This window comes from Achromobacter sp. 2789STDY5608615 (assembly GCF_001298995.1).
Lineage (GTDB): Bacteria > Pseudomonadota > Gammaproteobacteria > Burkholderiales > Burkholderiaceae_B > Achromobacter > Achromobacter insuavis.
This window is the reverse complement of sequence record NZ_CYTY01000001.1, coordinates 291,847-307,852: the sequence shown is the minus strand read 5'-3', so window position 1 is coordinate 307,852 and position 16,006 is coordinate 291,847. Positions and strand designations below refer to the sequence as shown.

Annotated in this window: 12 protein-coding genes, 1 tRNA gene and 1 pseudogene; 2 read left to right on the top strand and 12 right to left on the bottom strand. The window is 67.2% G+C overall.

Translation table 11 applies throughout. From position 1 onward, the window contains the following. Positions 1-7: 7 nt before the first annotated feature. The 3 genes and pseudogenes from AOZ49_RS01560 to AOZ49_RS01550 form a co-directional block, all read right to left on the bottom strand. On the bottom strand, positions 8-3,211 hold the full coding sequence (locus AOZ49_RS01560) for an efflux RND transporter permease subunit (RefSeq protein WP_054434328.1): 3,204 nt from the start codon (positions 3,209-3,211) through the stop codon (positions 8-10). Continuing rightward, positions 3,208-4,374: pseudogene (locus tag AOZ49_RS01555) on the bottom strand (efflux RND transporter periplasmic adaptor subunit). The gene AOZ49_RS01560 and the pseudogene AOZ49_RS01555 overlap by 4 nt, the downstream one beginning before the upstream one ends. Before the next feature lie 4 nt (positions 4,375-4,378). Beyond that, positions 4,379-5,881, bottom strand: a complete 1,503-nt coding sequence (locus AOZ49_RS01550; RefSeq protein WP_054434326.1) for an efflux transporter outer membrane subunit — start codon at positions 5,879-5,881, stop codon at positions 4,379-4,381. A gap of 323 nt (positions 5,882-6,204) precedes the next feature. Between AOZ49_RS01550 and argG the strand changes: the two genes are divergently transcribed. Further along, the gene (gene argG, locus AOZ49_RS01545) at positions 6,205-7,545 is read left to right on the top strand and encodes an argininosuccinate synthase (RefSeq protein WP_054434324.1); all 1,341 of its coding nucleotides are present in this window, start codon (positions 6,205-6,207) and stop codon (positions 7,543-7,545) included. 357 nt (positions 7,546-7,902) lie between these two features. Here argG and AOZ49_RS01540 read toward each other — a convergent pair whose 3' ends face one another. The 6 genes from AOZ49_RS01540 to AOZ49_RS01515 all read right to left on the bottom strand — a co-directional run bounded on the left by AOZ49_RS01540 (position 7,903) and on the right by AOZ49_RS01515 (position 14,019). Beyond that, positions 7,903-9,831, bottom strand: a complete 1,929-nt coding sequence (locus AOZ49_RS01540) for a potassium transporter Kup (protein WP_054434322.1) — start codon at positions 9,829-9,831, stop codon at positions 7,903-7,905. After that, positions 9,828-10,853, bottom strand: a complete 1,026-nt coding sequence (locus tag AOZ49_RS01535) for a sensor histidine kinase (RefSeq protein ID WP_054434320.1) — start codon at positions 10,851-10,853, stop codon at positions 9,828-9,830. The genes AOZ49_RS01540 and AOZ49_RS01535 overlap by 4 nt, the downstream gene beginning before the upstream one ends. Positions 10,854-11,029: 176 nt before the next feature. Continuing rightward, positions 11,030-11,701, bottom strand: a complete 672-nt coding sequence (locus tag AOZ49_RS01530) for a response regulator transcription factor (protein WP_006218435.1) — start codon at positions 11,699-11,701, stop codon at positions 11,030-11,032. Between the two features lie 65 nt (positions 11,702-11,766). After that, on the bottom strand, positions 11,767-12,234 hold the full coding sequence (locus AOZ49_RS01525; protein WP_054474029.1) for an ExbD/TolR family protein: 468 nt from the start codon (positions 12,232-12,234) through the stop codon (positions 11,767-11,769). Continuing rightward, positions 12,234-13,220, bottom strand: a complete 987-nt coding sequence (locus tag AOZ49_RS01520; RefSeq protein ID WP_054474028.1) for a MotA/TolQ/ExbB proton channel family protein — start codon at positions 13,218-13,220, stop codon at positions 12,234-12,236. Before AOZ49_RS01520 ends, AOZ49_RS01525 begins: the two co-directional genes overlap by 1 nt. Before the next feature lies 1 nt (position 13,221). Continuing rightward, positions 13,222-14,019: an energy transducer TonB gene (locus AOZ49_RS01515; RefSeq protein WP_054460546.1), complete on the bottom strand. Its 798-nt coding sequence runs from the start codon at positions 14,017-14,019 to the stop codon at positions 13,222-13,224. Positions 14,020-14,238: 219 nt separating this feature from the next. On the opposite strand from AOZ49_RS01515, the gene AOZ49_RS32295 reads away from it, so the two are divergent. Next, positions 14,239-14,430 (top strand): hypothetical protein, encoded by a 192-nt coding sequence (locus AOZ49_RS32295; RefSeq protein ID WP_156350385.1) that lies wholly within the window; start codon positions 14,239-14,241, stop codon positions 14,428-14,430. Here the strand turns inward: AOZ49_RS32295 and AOZ49_RS01510 are convergent. The 3 genes from AOZ49_RS01510 to AOZ49_RS01500 all read right to left on the bottom strand — a co-directional run bounded on the left by AOZ49_RS01510 (position 14,431) and on the right by AOZ49_RS01500 (position 15,962). Further along, positions 14,431-14,506: transfer RNA gene (locus AOZ49_RS01510), tRNA-Val, on the bottom strand. A gap of 146 nt (positions 14,507-14,652) precedes the next feature. Next, on the bottom strand, positions 14,653-14,925 hold the full coding sequence (locus AOZ49_RS01505) for an HU family DNA-binding protein (protein ID WP_003812968.1): 273 nt from the start codon (positions 14,923-14,925) through the stop codon (positions 14,653-14,655). Between the two features lie 356 nt (positions 14,926-15,281). After that, positions 15,282-15,962: a Fe2+-dependent dioxygenase gene (locus AOZ49_RS01500; protein WP_054433282.1), complete on the bottom strand. Its 681-nt coding sequence runs from the start codon at positions 15,960-15,962 to the stop codon at positions 15,282-15,284. Positions 15,963-16,006: the final 44 nt, after the last annotated feature.

The following is a 16,006-nucleotide window of genomic DNA, read 5'->3' as shown; positions in this document are numbered from 1 at the left end:
AGGAAGCCTATTTTGACTCAACTCCGGGCTGGACAGGCGCTCCCGCCTCGCCTGGCTCGACGCCAGCCGGCACGGACGCCCCCGCCTTGCGCGCGGCGCGTTCCTGCTTCTTGCGCATGTACCAGAAATGCGCCCGGTCCAGGTACAGGTACACCACCGGCGTCGTGAACAGCGTCAGCGCCTGCGACACGATCAGGCCGCCCACCATCGCATAGCCCAGCGGCCGGCGCAACTCCGAGCCCTGGCCGTGGCTCAGCATCAGCGGCAGGCCGCTGAGCAGCGCGCACATGGTGGTCATCATGATCGGCCGGAAGCGCAACACGCAGGCCTGGTAGATCGCCTCGGCCGGCGACATGCCGTGCTCGCGCTCGGCCGTCAGGGCGAAGTCGATCATCATGATGCCGTTCTTCTTGACGATGCCGATCAGCAGGATGATGCCGATCAGCGCGATCACGCTCAGGTCGTAGCCGCCCACCATCAGGATCAGCAGCGCCCCCACCCCGGCCGACGGCAGCGTCGACAGGATCGTCAGCGGATGGATGTAGCTTTCGTACAGCAGCCCCAGCACGATATACACCGCGATCAGCGCCGCCGCGATCAGGTACGGCTGGGTCGCCAGCGAGTCGCCGAAGGCCTTGGCCGTGCCCTGGAACGCCCCGGTCAGGCTGGCCGGCGCGCCCATCTGCGACTGGGCCTGCTGGATCGCCTGCACCGCCTGCCCGAGCGAGGCTCCCGGCGCCAGGTTGAACGAGATCGTCACCGCCGGGAACTGGCCCTGGTGGCTGATCGACAGATAGGCGGTCTTGTCGGTGTCGAGCTTGATGAAGGTCGACAGCGGCACCTGCTGGCCGGTCAGCGGCGAGGTCAGGTAGAGCTTGGAGAACAGGTCCGGATCCTGCTGCAGCTTGGGCGTCACCTCCAACACCACGTGGTAGCTGTTGATCTGGGTGAAGTACTGCGCCACCTGGCGCTGGCCGATGGCGTCGTAGATGGTGGCGTCGATCAGCGCCGGCGAGATGCCGAACGACGAGGCCCGCGCGCGGTCGATGGTGATGGAGGCGGTCGCCGCCGCATTCTGCTGGTCGGACGCCAGGTCGGTCAGCATCGGCAGCTCGCGGAACTTGGCCAGCAGCCGCGGCGCCCACACGTTCAGTTCGTCCAGGTTCGAGTCCGTCAGCGTGTACTGGTACTGGGTGCGCGATAGCCGCCCGCCGACGTTGATGTCCTGGCCCGCCTGCATGAACAGCGTCACGCCCTCCAGCTTGGCCAGCTGCGGCCGCAGCCGCGCGATGACCTCGTCGGCCGACGCCGTGCGGCCCTCGTCCTTCGGCTTCAGGCCGATGTAGAAGTTGCCGGTGTTGTAGGTGCTCTGGCTGCCGTTGAAGCCAAAGCTGGCGATGTCCGGATCCTGCCGGATCACGTCGGCCATCTGGATCATGCGCTGGTTCATCAGCGAGAACGACGAATCCTGGGCCGATTCGGCGAAGCCGAAGATGAAGCCGGTGTCCTGCTGCGGGAAGAACCCCTTCGGGATCATCACGAACAGCGCCACCGTGCACGCCACCGTCGCCAGGAACGAGCACAGCGTGGCGAACGGGTGCCGCAACACCAGCTTCAGGCCGCGCTCATAGCCATGCAGCATGGCGTCGAAGCCGCGCTCGAACAGCAGGTACAGGCGTCCATGGCGGTCGCCGTGGTGGTTCTTCAGGTAGCGCGAGCACAGCATCGGCGTCAGCGTCAGCGACACCAGCACCGATACCACGATGGTCAGCGTCACCGTCACCGCGAACTCGCGGAACAGCCGGCCGACGATGCCGCCCATCAGCAGCAGCGGAATGAACACGGCCACCAGCGACACCGAGATCGAGACGATGGTGAAGCCGATCTCGCCCGCGCCCTTGTAGGCCGCCTCCATCGGCGACATGCCGGCCTCGACGTGGCGGTAGATGTTCTCCAGCATCACGATCGCGTCGTCCACCACGAAGCCCACCGCGATCGTCAGCGCCATCAGCGACAGGTTGTCCAGGCTGAACCCGACCACGTACATGATGGCGGCCGTGCCCATCAGCGCCAGCGGCACCGTCACACACGGGATCAGCGTCGCCGCCACGTTGCGCAGGAACAGGAAGATCACCAGCACCACCAGGATGATGGTCAGCGTCAGCGTGAACTCCACGTCCTGCACCGAGGCGCGGATGGTCTGGGTGCGGTCGATGATGGTGTTGACGTGCACCGACGGCGGGATCGAGGCTTCCAGCCGCGGCAGCGCCGCGCGGATCCGGTCGACCGTGTCGATCACGTTGGCGCCCGGCTGCTTGCTGATCTGCAGCACGATCGAACGGCCGTTGGTGATGGTGTTGTCCGGCGGCGAGGCCGGCCCGGCGTAGGCCCAGCCGGCCAGCTTGGTGTTTTCCGGCCCGTCCACCGCCACGCCGACGTCGCGCACCCGGATCGGCGCGCCGTTGCGGTAGGCCAGCACCATGTCGTTCCATTGCGACGCCGACAGCAACTGGTCGTTGGTGTAGGTGGTGAAGCTCTGGCGCGGCCCGTCGATCGTGCCCTTGGGCTGGTTGACGGTGGTGGTGGCGATGACGCCGCGGATATCCTCCAGGCTCAGCCCCAGCGCCGCCAGCTTGCCCGGGTCCACCTGGATGCGCACGGCCGGCTTCTGCTGGCCGCCGATGTTGACCAGCCCCACGCCCGAGATCTGCGAGATCTGCTGCGCCAGGATGTTGTCGGCGTAGTCATTGACCTGGATCAGCGGCAGCGTGTCCGACTGCACCGCCATCACCATGATCGGCGCGTCGGCCGGATTGACCTTGCGGAAGGTCGGCGGATTCGGCAGGTTGTTCGGCAACTGGCCGGTGGCGGCGTTGATCGCGGCCTGCACGTCCACCGCCGCCGAGTCGATGCTGCGGTTCAGGTCGAACTGCAGCGTGATCTGGGTCAGGCCGATGGCGCTGACCGAGGTCATCTGCGACAGGCCGGCGATCAGCGAGAACTGCCGCTCCAGCGGCTGCGCCACGTTGGACGCCATGGTCTCGGGACTGCCGCCGGGCAGGCTGGCCTGCACCTGGATGGTGGGAAAGTCGACCTGCGGCAGCGGCGCCACCGGCAACAGCGGCCAGGCCGCGATGCCGACCAGCAGGATCGCCAGCGCCAGCAGCGAGGTGCCGATCGGCCGCTTGATGAAATTCGCTGAGATGCTCACTGGCCGCCTCCCGCCGCCGCGGCCAGCTCACGCACCTTGCTGCCGGGCTTGAGTTTGTATTGGCCGTCCACCACCACGCGCTAGCCGGCGTCCAGCCCCTGCTGGATCACGGCCAGGCCGTCCTGCATGCGCTCCACCTTGACCGGCCGCGGCTGCGCCACGCCGGCGCCATCCACCACGTACACGAAGGTATCGGACTGGCCGCGCTGCACCGCGGCCGCCGGCACCGTCACGGCGCTTTCGTGCGGGTCCAGCACCAGCCGCGCGTTGACGTACTGCCCGGGCCACAGGCGATGGCGCGGATTGTCGAAGCGGCCCTTGAGCTGCACCGTGCCGGTGGTGGTGTCGATCTGGTTGTTCAGCAGCACCAGCTGGCCCTGCTCCAGCGGCTCGTTGCCGCCGCGCGCATAAGCCACCACGGTCAACGCCTGGCCCTTGTCCATGGCCGCGTTGATCGCCGGCACCGATTCTTCCGGCAGCGAGAACAGCACCGTGATCGGATCGATCTGGTTGATCACCACCAGGCCGTTGACGTCGGCCGCGTGCACGATGTTGCCCGGGTCCACCAGCCGCGCCCCAACCCGGCCGGAGATCGGCGCGACGATGCGGGTGTAGTCCAGCTGCACCTTGGCGTAGCTGATCTGGGCGTCGTCGGTCTGCGTCGCCGCCTCCAGCTGCGCCACCAGCGCGCGCTGCGTGTCCAGCGTCTGCTGGGTGGCGGCGTCCTCGCGCTGCAGGCGGGTGTAGCGCTGCAGGTCCAGCCGCGCGTTCACCAGCGTGGCCTGGTCCTTGGCGCGCTGCGCCTGGGCCTGGGCCAGTTGCGCCTGCAGGGCGCGCGGGTCGATATTGGCCAGCACCTGGCCGGCCTTCACGTCCTGGCCCTCGACGAAGCCGACGCTGTCGAGCTGGCCGTCGATGCGCGCCTTGACCGTGACCGTCGCCGCCGACGTCACCGTGCCGACGCCGGTCAGGTAGCGCGGCACGTCCTGGCGCTGCGCCAGCGCGGTGGCCACCGGCACCGCCGGCGCCGGCGGCGGCGCCGCCTCGCCGCCCCCGCGCAGCCACCACCATGCCGCCAGGCCGCAGGCCGCCAGCGCCAACGCCAGCAGCGCCGCCTTACGGCCGCCCGCGCCCGGAGGGGAAATCGTCACAGCCTTGTCCATGGACTTACTCATTCTCGGTAGGGGATTTGGGCGCGGCCGGCGCCGCGCCAGCCGCCGCCAGCGCCTGCGCATCCGGCGTGTTCAGGGCGGACGCGTTCCAGCCGCCGCCCACGGCCTTGATCAACGCCACGCTGGCCACCATCTGGCGGCCGCGCAGCTGCACGGCATTGCGTTCGTTCGACAGCGTCAGGGCCTGCGCCGTGGCCACCGCCAAGAACGTGGTGGTGCCGGCGCGGTACTGCGCCAGGGCCAGCTGCTCGCTCAGCCGCGAGGCCGCCACCGCCTGGTCCTGCGCCCGCGCCTCGTCGTCCAGCACGCGCAAGGTCGACAGGTTGTCCTCCACCTCCTGGAACGCGCCCAGCACCGTCTGCTTGTATTGCGCGGCGCTGGCGTCGAACGCCGCCACCGCCTGGGCATCACGCGCGCGCCGCAGGCCGCCGTCGAAAATCGTCTCCGCCAGCGCCGCCCCCAGCGACCAGACCCGGCCCGGCGCGTTGAACCACTGCGCGAAGCTGGCCGCGCCGAAGCCGCCGGTGGCCGACAGCACCAGCGACGGGAAGTAGGCGGCGCGCGCCACGCCGATGGCGGCATTGGCCGAGGCCACCTGGCGTTCGGCCGCCGCGATGTCCGGACGCCGCTCCAGCAGGTCCGACGGCAGGCCGGTCGGCACCGCGGGCACGTGGAACATCCAGGGCTGGTCCGCCGCCAGCGGCGCCAGGCTGAACTGCGCCGGCGCCCGCCCGGTCAGGATGGCGATGGCGTGTTCGAGCTGGTTGCGCGAGGTATCCAGGTCGATCGCCTGGGCCTGCGCGGTCCGCAACTGGGCCTCGGCCTGGGCCACGTCCGAGCGCAGCGCCACGCCCGCGTCGTACTGGCTCTGGGTCAACTTGAGCGTGCGTTGATAGGCCTGCAGGGTGCGGGCATACAGGTCCTTTTCCCGGTCCACCGCGCGCAATTGCAGGTAATCCTGCGCCAGCGCCGCCTGGATGCTGAGCCGGGCCGCCGCCAGGCTGGCTTCGCTGGCCTGGGTCGAGGCATCGCTGGACTCGACCTGGCGGCGCACCGCGCCCCACAGGTCCGGCTCCCACGACACGTCGATGGCGGCCGCGTAGCTATTGGAAACGCCCACCACCCCGTTGCTCTTGGCCCGGGCCCGCTGCGCCGACACATTGGCGCCGACCGTGGGCCAGAAGCCGGCGCGGGCCGCATCGGCCGCCGCGCGCGCCTGGCGGTATTGCGCCTGGGCCTGCTGGATGGTCTGGTTGGCGCCGTTGGCGGCCACGATCAGGGCATTCAGGGTCGGATCACCATAGGCTTCCCACCACGGCTGCGAACCGTCGATCACGCCCGGTTGCGCCGTCTTCCAGGGCCCCGATTCCTTGTATCCGGCCGGCAGGTCCATGGTCGGACGCTGGTAATCCGGCCCCACGGCGCACCCGGCCAACCCCAACAGGGCCGCCAGTCCCGTCGCCGCCCAACGCGGCGCTCTGCGCTTGCCAGTGTTCATTTTTCGGCGCCGCCCGCGCGGCCAACGAGTCCAGTACGGCCCTACTGTAGAAACCCCTGCGGGACCGCACGCTGTCCGTTCGCTGACAATTCGGACAGGTTGGCGCCGGGCCCGCCCCCCCCCGGGCACCCCGCCGCCTGTTTTTCCTGGCCCCTTTTTCCGGCCGATTTTCCCCGCGCCCCTTCGCGGCCCCGCTGCCGACGGCTTGCCGCCCCGCCGCCGCAGCCCGGGCCGCCACCGCCCAAAAGAGTTAAAATGCCCCGCAGATTTCTTGTTTGGCGGCTCGTTGCTGTCAAAGTCCCGTTGGCGTCTCACCTCAAACAATGACCACTATCCTCCCGAACCTTCCCACCGGCCAGAAGGTCGGCATCGCCTTTTCCGGCGGCCTCGACACCAGCGCCGCGCTGCTCTGGATGCGCAACAACGGCGCCATCCCCTACGCCTACACCGCGAACCTGGGCCAGCCCGACGAATCCGACTACGACGAGATCCCGCGCAAGGCCCTGGCCTACGGCGCCGAGAACGCCCGCCTGATCGACTGCCGCGCGCAGCTCGTGGCCGAAGGCATCGCCGCCCTGCAGGCCGGCGCCTTCCACATCTCGACCGCCGGCATCACCTACTTCAACACCACGCCCATCGGCCGCGCCGTCACCGGCACCATGCTGGTGGCCGCCATGAAGGAAGACAACGTCAACATCTGGGGCGACGGCAGCACCTTCAAGGGCAACGACATCGAGCGCTTCTACCGCTACGGCCTGCTGACCAACCCGGACCTGAAGATCTACAAGCCCTGGCTCGACCAGCAGTTCATCGACCAGCTCGGCGGCCGCTCGGAAATGTCCGAGTACATGCGCCAAGCCGGCTTCGACTACAAGATGTCGGCGGAAAAGGCCTACTCCACCGACTCCAACCTGCTCGGCGCCACCCACGAAGCCAAGGATCTGGAACACCTGAACTCCGGCATCCGCATCGTCAAGCCCATCATGGGCGTGGCGTTCTGGCGCGACGACGTCGCCGTCAAGGCCGAGGAAGTCACCGTCCGCTTCGAGGAAGGCCAGCCGGTCGCCCTGAACGGCGTGGAATACAGCGACCCGGTCGAGCTGATGCTCGAAGCCAACCGCATCGGCGGTCGCCACGGCCTGGGCATGAGCGACCAGATCGAGAACCGCATCATCGAAGCCAAGAGCCGCGGCATCTACGAAGCCCCGGGCCTGGCCCTGCTGTTCATCGCCTACGAGCGCCTGGTCACCGGCATCCACAACGAAGACACCATCGAGCAGTACCGCGAAAGCGGCCGCAAGCTCGGTCGCCTGCTGTACCAGGGCCGCTGGTTCGACCCGCAAGCCATCATGCTGCGCGAAACCGCCCAGCGCTGGGTCGCCCGCGCCGTCACCGGCGAAGTCACCATCGAACTGCGCCGCGGCAACGACTACTCGCTGCTCAACACCGAATCGCCCAACCTGACCTACGCCCCCGAGCGCCTGTCGATGGAAAAGGTCGAGAACGCCCCCTTCACCCCCGCCGACCGCATCGGCCAGCTGACCATGCGCAACCTCGACATCGTCGACACCCGCGCCAAGCTGTTCACCTACACGCAAACCGGCCTGCTCTCCGCCTCCGGCACCTCGCTGCCGCAACTGAAGGACGAGGCCAAGAAGAAGTAATTCTTCCCGCCCAACAAAAAGCCCCTCGGCAACACCGAGGGGCTTTTTTTATTCGACACAACCAACGCGGTCCTTCCCGGATTCAACCCCGAACCCACCGCCTCCTCCAACTCGGACGCCACCGCAAACGCGCCCGCCTCAAAGCCTGCCAAGATGCAGACATTGCAGCCCGTCGGGTTGGCGTTGCGGGGGCGCGGGGCGTGTAGATGCGCCCGAGGGAATCTGAAGGGAAGGCCGAAGGCCTGGACGAAGATGACAATGGGGAAGTCCGGAGCGAACGCTCCGGACCGCAATCGTAGCCCCGCGCCCCCCGCAACGCCAACCCGGCGGGCGTCTTAAGAACTCAAAACCCCAGGCCTAAAGTTCGACCTGCATCCCCATCTCGACAACCCGATTCGCCGGAATCTTGAAAAACTTCGTGCTCCGCGTCGAATTGCGCGCCATGAACGAGAACACCGCCCGCCGCCACCGCCACAGCGCCGGCTTCCTGGCCGCCACCACCGTCTGCCGCGACAGGAAGTAAGACGTCCGCATCGGCTCCAGATCCAGCTCCGGATACGCCTCGGCCACCAGCCGCAGCGCCTCCGGCACGTCCGGATCTTCCTTGAAGCCGTAATTGATCGTCGCCGCCCAGCTCGACGCGCTCATCTTGGTCACCGAGAAGCGCTCTTCCGCCGACACGTACGGCACGTCGGCCACCCGGATCGTCAGGAACAGCACGTGGTCATGCAACACCTTGTTGTGCTTGAGGTTGTGCAGCAGCGCCGGCGGCACATTGCCCGAATTCATCGTCATGAAAATCGCCGTGCCCGGCACCCGCGACGGCGGATAGGCCTCGAGCTGCTCCATGAACTCCTTGAGCGGCTGGCGATCGCGCTGCTGCATGTCCGACAGCAGCCGGCGGCCGCGGCGCCACGTCATCATCAGCGTGAACACCACGATCGCCACCAGCAGCGGCAGCCAGCCGCCTTCGTGGATCTTGAACACGTTGGCCGAGAACAGCAGCACGTCGAACAGCAGCAGCAGGCCCAGCACCACGAACCACAGCATGCGCTTGGCGCCTGTGCTGCCGCGCGGCAGCACCGCGAACGCCAGCACCGAGGTCGTCAGCATCGTCCCCGTCACCGCGAAGCCGTAGGCGGCCGCCAGATTGTCGGAATTGCGGAACACCAGCACCAGCACCAGCACCGCGCACAGCAGCAGCGCATTGACCTGCGGCAGGTAGATCTGGCCCTTCTCCACCGCCGACGTATGCAGGATCTGCATGCGCGGCCAGAAGCCCAGCTGCACCGCCTGGCGCGTCACCGAGTACGCGCCCGAAATCACCGCCTGCGACGCCACGATGGTGGCGACCGTCGCCAGCGCCACCAGCGGCGCCAGGCCCCATTCCGGCGCCATCATGAAGAACGGATTGCGGATCGCGCCGGGATCGCGCAGCAGCAACGCGCCCTGGCCGAAATAGCACAGCGTCAGCGCCGGCAGCACCATGCTGAACCAGGCGCTGCGGATCGCCGGACGGCCGAAGTGGCCCATGTCGGCGTACAGCGCCTCGGCGCCGGTCAGCGCCAGCACCACCGCACCCAGCAGCACGAAACTGATCCACGGGAACTCGATGATGAAGCGCAGGCCCCACATCGGATTGAGCGCCGCCAGCACCTCGGGCGTCTGCCAGATCTGCCAGCCGCCCAGCGCCGCCAGCGTGCCGAACCACAGCAGCATCACCGGCCCGAACAGCTTGCCCATGGCGCCCGTGCCATGCGACTGGATCGCGAACAGCGCCACCAGCACCACCAGCGCCAGCGGCACCACCCACGCATCCAGCGTGTGCGACACGATGCCGATCCCTTCCAGCGCCGACAGCACCGAAATCGCCGGCGTGATCATGCTGTCGCCATAGAACAGCGCCGCGCCGAAAATGCCCAGCACGATCAGGATCCAGCGCAGCTTGCCGTCGCGGTTGCGCACCGCCAGTTCCAGCAGCGCCAGCGTGCCGCCCTCGCCGCGGTTGTCGGCGCGCAGGATCAGCGTCACATACTTCAGCGACACCACCACCATCAGCATCCAGAACAGGATGGACAGCACGCCCAGCAGATGCGCCGGCTCCAGGTCGGTGTGCACGCTCAGCCCGGTCAGGCAGGCCCGCAGCGTGTACAGGGGGCTGGTGCCGATGTCGCCGTACACCACGCCCAGCGCACCCAGCACGAGGGCGGCGCGCGAGGACGGCGCGTGGCCGGCGGAAGCCGCGCCGGGAGTCGAAGAAGGAACGCTGACCGAGCCCTGGCTCATGATGTGGGTTCTTGCCGAGTGAGTTGCGCCCCCTTGCGGGGGCCGGGGAACACGACGGAAAGCCGCGTTCCGGAAAAATCCGGGCGGCTGGTGAGCTTCCACCAGGCGCCATGCGCGTGCGCGATCTCGCGCACGATCGCCAGTCCCAGGCCCGAGCCGCCGGCGGTGACCGAGGGCGAACGGTAGAACGCCTCGAACACGCGGTCGCGCTCTTCCGCCGGAATGCCGGGGCCATCGTCCTCCACCGTCAGCGACGGCGGATTGGCGCCGACGATCAGGGTGATCTTGCCGGTGTCATTGCCATAGCGCAGCGCATTGTCGATCAGGTTGCCCAGCAGCTCGGCCAGCAGCAGCGGATCGGCGTCGATCCAGATCGGCGCGTCCGGCGCCACCAGATCCAGCTCGTAGCGCGCCTCGCGCACCCGCGGAAACCACTCGGCGCCATGCGCCCGCACCCATTCGCACAGGTCGATGCGCACGAAGCTGTCCTGCGGCCGGGCATTGGGATCGGCGCGCGCCAGCACCAGCAGCTGCTGGCCCAGGCGGATCATGCGGTCGCTGACCGCCTTGATGCGCTCGGCGCGCGCCCGCACGTCGTCGGGCAAGGGCCGCGCCAGCATCAACTCGGACTCCAGCCGCAGACCCGACAACGGCGTGCGCAGCTGGTGCGCGGCATGGCCGATGAAGCGGCGCTGCGCCGCCAGCGACGCGTCGAGCCGCAGTAGCAGGTCGTTGGTATGGGTGACGAGAGGTTCGATCTCGACCGGCACGCCGGCCACTTCCAGCGGCTGCATGTCGTCGATGGAGCGCTGGCGGATTTCCTCGGACAGATGGTTGACCGAGCGCAGGCCGGAGCGCACCCCCTGCACCACCACCCCGGTGAACAGGGCGATCAGCAGCACCTGCCCCACCACCATCAGCCAGAAGAAGTCTTCCAGCATCCACAGCGACATGTCGATCTTGTGGGTGATGACCCAGGTGGCGGCCAGGTCCAGCAGCACCAGCAACAGGATCGGCGGCATCAGCCGGATGACCAGATGCCGCGCGAGCGAACGTGAGGGGAGCAACGGCCGAGCGGCCTGGGGCGCGGAAGGAGTGCGTTCTGACGTCATGACGCGGAGCCCTCGCTTAGGTGGATGTGGGGTGTGGCCGCCGCGGGCTGGCGGCGCCAGCCGGCTTCAGGCGGCCAGACAGGCCGTCAGGCCGTTTCCACATCCAGCATGTAGCCGAAGCCGCGCACCGTCTGGATGCTGGCGCCCGTGCCTTCCAGGCGCTTGCGCAGGCGGTACACATAGACTTCCACTGCGTTCTCGCTGAAATCGGCGTCCCAGGCGGACAGCGAATTGACGATCTGGCGCTTGGTGACCACGCGGCCGACGCGAGCCATCAGCATTTCCAGCACGGACAGTTCGCGCACGGACAGCGACAGGCGCTGGCCATTGGCCCGGACTTCGCGGCCGACGGTGTCGAACACCAGGGGGCCGACTTCGATCAGCGGCTGCGCCTGCCCCGCCCGGCGACGGCCGAAGGCGCGCACGCGGGCGGCCAGCTCGGGCAGTTCGAAGGGCTTGGTGACGTAGTCGTCGGCACCGGCGTCCAGACCGGCGACGCGGTCCTCGATGCCGTCACGGGCCGTCAGGATCAGCACCGGAACCTGGTTGCCGTCCTGCCGCAGCTGGCGCAGCACGTCCAGGCCGCTCATGCCGGGCAGATTGAGGTCGAGCAGCATCAGGTCATACGGCTGGCCTGCCAGTGCGCCCAGAACCCGGTCGCCCTCGGTCAGCCAGTCGACCGCATAACCTTGGTCGGCCAGAAATTCCTGGAGCGCATGGCCCAGGGTGGTGTCGTCTTCGATTACCAGAACTCGCATGCCGCGATTCTAGCGCGATCCCAGAAAAAACGGGGCGCGAAATGCGCCCCGTTGTTGGGAATCGTTCAACGGGCAGACGGCGCCGGGGTGCCCGGGCCCTCTGCCGCCGCCCCGCCCGAGGGCGGCGTGGTGACGAATCCGATGCGCGTCATGCCAGAGCGGCGGGCCGAGGCCATGACTTTGGCCAGCGTCTCGTAGCGGGTGTTCTGGTCGGCGCGGATGCGGATTTCAGGTTGCGGCTTGGTGCTGGCGATCGACTTGAAGCGATTCGGCAGGTCGTCGATATTGACCGGCTTCTCGTCCCAGAACAGCGCGCCGCTGGCGTCGATGGCCAGGTCCACGGTCTTGGGTTCTTCCTCGATCTGCTCGGCGGCCACCTGGGGCATGTTGATCTTGATCGAGTGCGCCAGCAGCGGCGCCGTGATGATGAAGATCACCAGCAACACCAGCATGACATCGATCAGCGGCACCATGTTGATCTCGGACACCGTGTGGGTGCCGGATCCTTTGCCCTCGAAGCTGCCAAAAGCCATTATTCGCTCCCGCGTTGGACCGCGGCGCCGTTACCGTGCTGGCGGCGCAGCGCGCGCACCTTGCTGTCCGACAGCGCCACTTGCTGGCCGGTCGTCAGGAAGGCGAACAGATCATGCGCGAAGGCGTCCAGGCGCGACAGGTAGACGCGGTTGTTGCGCACGAAGGTGTTGTAGGCCAGCACCGCCGGGATGGCGACCGCCAGGCCCAGGCCGGTCATGATCAGGGCCTCGCCCACCGGACCGGCGATGCGGTTGATGGTGACGCCATCGGACAGGCCGATGCCGACCAGGGCATGGTACACGCCCCACACCGTGCCGAACAGGCCGACGAACGGCGCCGTCGAACCGACCGAGGCCAGCACCGTCAGGCCGTTTTCCAGCTTGGCGGTTTCCTCGTCGATCACCTTGCGCATGGTGCGCGTGACGAAATCGCTGTTCGAGCCCGCTTCTTCCAGCTTGGTGGCGCCGAACTTGTTGTGATGCGCCTGCGCGTGCATGGCGTGGCTGGCCAGGTGCGAGAACGGATCGCGCGCGCCGTGCGTGGTGATCTCGTGCTCGACCTGCTCCAGCGAGCTGGCGTTCCAGAACTTGTTCAGGAAGTCGGCCGAGCGGCGGCGCATGCTGATGTTGCTGCCGACCTTGACCAGGATCAGGTACCAGGTCACCAGCGACATCAGGAGCAGGATGATGAACAGGCTCTTGCCGACGAAGTCGCTCTGCGCGACGAAGTGCATGAAGCCCATGTCGGGCACGGGCGCGGGCGCCGGCGCGACCGCGGGCAGCGCGGCGGCGGCGCCGTGCAGCGCGTCCGCGGATTGCTGGACTGCGCCGGCGGCTTGCTGGGCGATGCCGCCGGCCGTGGCCGCGGCCTGCTGGGCGGCGGGCGCGGCGGCGGCTGCTGCTGCCGGAGCCGCGGCGGCCGGGGCCGCTGCCGGGCTGGTGGCCGCCTGCGCCACCAGGGTGGCGCTATGCATTGCGTTGGACATCTCAGTTCCTCATTACGAAATCGAACGGAATTTTTGCTTTGGCGGGATAGGCCACGCCATTGCGGGTATAGGGTTTCATGCGGGCCTTGCGAGCGGCGGTGAGCGCCGACTCGTCCAGCCTGGGGAATCCCGAGGACGCGTCGATGGTTGCCCGCTCGACCAGTCCCTGCGGATTGATTTCAACCAGCACCACCACCCGGCCCTCTTCCCGCATGCGGCGCGAGGCCATCGGGTAGTTGGGCATCGGCCGCGCCCCCAGGAACTCGATCTGCGATTCCTGCAGGATCTGGTCGGGCGGCGGTCCCTGCCGCGGCGCCTGCGTGGTCTTCGCGCCTTCTTCCGCGCCGGCGGGCGGCGTCTCGACCGGCGGCGTCTCCTGCTTGGGCTCGGGTTTGACTTCCTGCTTCGGCTGCGGCTTGGGTTTCGGTTTGGGTTTGGGTTTGGGCGCCGGCATCGGCGGCTTCTCGACGACCGGTTCCGGTTCGGGTTCCGGCTCGGGCTTGACCTCGGGCTCGGGTTCCGGATCCGGTTCGATCTCGGGCTGCGGCTCGGGCGGCGTTTCCGTCACCGGTTGCGGCACCTCCGGCGTGGGATCGGCTTTGGCGACCTGCGGGATGGGAGCATCCACCACGCTCACCATGATGGCCTCGGGCTCCTCCAGTTCGGGACGGTTCTCGGGCGCCAGGTAGATGGCGTAGACCACTGCGGCGTGTAGCGCGACGACCGCCAGGCCGGCGCCTAGGCGTATACCAATTGAAGACGGCGGTGAAGAGTTCAAACCACGTTGAAAGCTAGGCATGAATCAGCCAGGGTGCATTAACTTATCTGGCCAGCCAGAAAAAATGGCGCGCGACAGGCAGCGCCGGCTGACCGGTACAAGCCAAACATCATAGCTTAAATGCGAATGATTCGCACGTCATATTTCGTCTGCAACAGCGTAACACTCTGACGCGCGTCAAGGCGCGGCGCTCACCGGGACAACGCCAGGCCAGCCTAACCCGCGGTCGATTCAAACGGCATGATCGCGCGCAAACCGCGATCTGATTTCGCACGCGCTGACGCGATTGCAGGCGCATGCCACCTTGAGGCGGGCCCGCCCCGCAATATCTCGGACCACCGGCAAGCTGATCGCCGCGCGATCAACGGACGAAAAAAAAGCGCCCAGGAGATTCCTGACCGCTTGTTTTTCCGCTTGCATTATCGCTTTTGATGGTGGGTGCTACAGGGGTCGAACCTGTGACCTACGCCTTGTAAGGGCGCCGCTCTACCAACTGAGCTAAGCACCCGTCTTGGTTGCGGATCCATCGAAAAAAACGATGTGTGAAACGCCAGCCGGGGTACTCAAAAGCAATACGCGGGCCGGAGTATACCGGACCGCGTATGTGTCGGCAAATTACCGGGACCGCGCCCTCGGCAACCGCCTTGTCGTCAATTAGTTGACGGCGTCCTTCAGGGCCTTGCCCGGACGGAACTTCGGCACCTTGGCCTTCTTGATCTTGATGGTTTCGCCCGTGCGCGGATTGCGGCCGGTGCGAGCAGCGCGAGCCGACACGGCAAACGTGCCGAAGCCCACCAGGGTGACCGTACCGCCCTTCTTCAGGGTGGTCTTGACGGCGCCGATCAGGGCGTCAAGCGAACGACCGGCGGCAGCCTTGGAGATATCGGCCTTGCTGGCAATGTGATCGATGAGTTCGGTTTTGTTCATTCAGGTGTACCCCTCACAAGGTATGGAGTCTGCCGGGAGTGCGGTTCATCATGGCTGTCATGCTGGACATCACGACTTGCGCGTAGACCCGACAAACGACGAACAGACTAGTGGATAAACTTTTTCTTGCACTGCAAAGCACAACTTTTAAACTGCTGCGCCGCCTAGGTTTCAAGGGCTTTCGAGCCCGTGAACCGTCAGCGACGCAGACGTGTATTAGGCCTTGGCGTAGAGCGGCTGTCAAGCGAAAACCTCACCACAAGCCGCACCAATACTAGCTTTTAGGCCTTTTCGCAATAAACAAAAACGCGCATTTCGGGGTTTGCGCGACACCGGCGCAACGCCCTGAAATCCGCTCACACGTCGGCCCAGCGGCGCAGCAGGTTGTGATAGATGCCGGTGAGTTGCACGATCGACGGATGACCCGCCGCGTCCTGGTTCAAACGCTGGATGGCGACGTCCATGTCGAGCAGCAAGGCGCGCTGGCTGTCCTCGCGCACCAGGCTCTGCATCCAGAAGAACGAGCTGACGCGCGCGCCGCGCGTCACCGGATTGACCTTGTGCAGGCTGGTGCCCGGATACAGCACCATGTGGCCGGCGGGCAGCTTGACCGTGCGCGGACCGTAGGTGTCGTCGATGACGAGTTCGCCGCCGTCGTAGGAATCGGGCTCGGAGAAGAACAGCGTGGCCGACAGGTCGGTGCGCACGCGCTCGGCGGTGCCGGTGATGCCGCGCACGGCGTTGTCGACGTGATAGCCGAAGGCCTCGCCGCCCTCGTAGCGGTTGAACAGCGGCGGAAAGATCTTGCGCGGCAGCGCCGCCGACATGAACAGGTTGTTGCCCGCCAGGCGCTGCAGGATCAGGTTGCCCAGCTCCTGCGCCAGCGGATGCTGCTCGGACAGCTGGCGGTTGTGCTTGACCTCGGCGGATTGGAAACCCGCCGTGACCTTGCCGTCGACCCAGTCGGCGGCATCGAGGCGATGGCGGATGGCCGCCGCCTCATCGGGAGTGAAAACTTCGGCGATCTGTATCAGCATGGATTCCTGCCCAGGTTGCGGCCGGCGCTTGCCGCGCCGGCGCC